Here is a 1,151-nt window from a genome sequence, read left to right on the forward strand (position 1 = left end):
ACGTCGTGGGTGCCTTCATAGGTGTTCACAGTCTCAAGGTTCACCATGTGACGGATCACATGGAAGTCCTGCGAGATACCGTTGCCGCCATGCATGTCGCGAGCCAGACGCGCGATATCGAGCGCCTTGCCGCAGTTGTTGCGTTTGATCAGGCTGACCATCTCGGGCGCCGCTTTCGCCTCATCCATCAGGCGACCAACGCGCAGGGCGGCTTGCAGGCCCAGAGTGATCTCGGTCTGCATGTTCGCGAGCTTTAGTTGGAACAGCTGCATCTGCGCCAGCGGCTTGCCGAACTGCTTGCGATCCAGCCCATATTGACGCGCGCCATGCCAGCAGGCTTCCGCCGCCCCCATTGCACCCCAGGCAATGCCGTAGCGCGCGCGGTTCAGACAGCCAAACGGGCCTTTCAGCCCTTCGACATCCGGCAGCAGGGCGTCTTCGCCCACTTCCACGTCTTTCATCACGATCTCGCCGGTGATCGACGCGCGCAATGACTGCTTGCCCTCGATCTTCGGCGCGGACAGGCCGGGTGTCCCCTTATCAAGCACAAAACCCTTAATTTTCCCTTCATGGGCATCGGATTTGGCCCAGACCACAAACACATCCGCGATCGGCGCGTTGGAAATCCACATCTTGGTGCCGTTCAGAACATAGCCACCATCGACCTTCTTCGCGGTGGTTTTCATCGCACCGGGATCGGAACCCGCATCCGGTTCAGTGAGGCCGAAACAGCCGATATATTCACCCGAGGCGAGCTTCGGCAGGTATTTTTCCCGTTGTTCCTCAGTGCCATAGGCGTAAATCGGGTACATCACCAGCGAGGACTGAACCGACATCATCGAGCGATACCCACTGTCAATGCGCTCCACCTCGCGCGCCACCAGACCATAGGTCACATAGCCCGCGCCAATGCCGCCGAATTTCTCGGGGATGGTGGTGCCAAGCAGGCCCATTTCGCCCATCTCGCGGAAGATCTCCGGGTCGGTTTCTTCCTTGGCGAAGGCGTCGGTTACACGCGGCATGAGCTTGTCTTCCGCATAAGCACGCGCGGCATCACGCACCATGCGCTCGTCTTCATTGAGCTGCTCTTCAATCAGGAACGGATCGTCCCAGTTGAACGATCCAAGCGCCGGGCGGGATTGGGGGGAAAG

1 protein-coding gene is annotated in these 1,151 nt (G+C 59.5%); it reads right to left on the reverse strand.

Going from position 1 to position 1,151, the window contains the following annotated elements; all coding sequences use genetic code 11:
- The coding region (locus O2N63_RS17480; RefSeq protein WP_271055596.1) for an acyl-CoA dehydrogenase at nucleotides 1-1,151 on the reverse strand (1,151 nt) is incomplete at both ends.

The organism is Aliiroseovarius salicola (assembly GCF_027891095.1).
GTDB classification, from domain to species: domain Bacteria; phylum Pseudomonadota; class Alphaproteobacteria; order Rhodobacterales; family Rhodobacteraceae; genus Aliiroseovarius; species Aliiroseovarius salicola.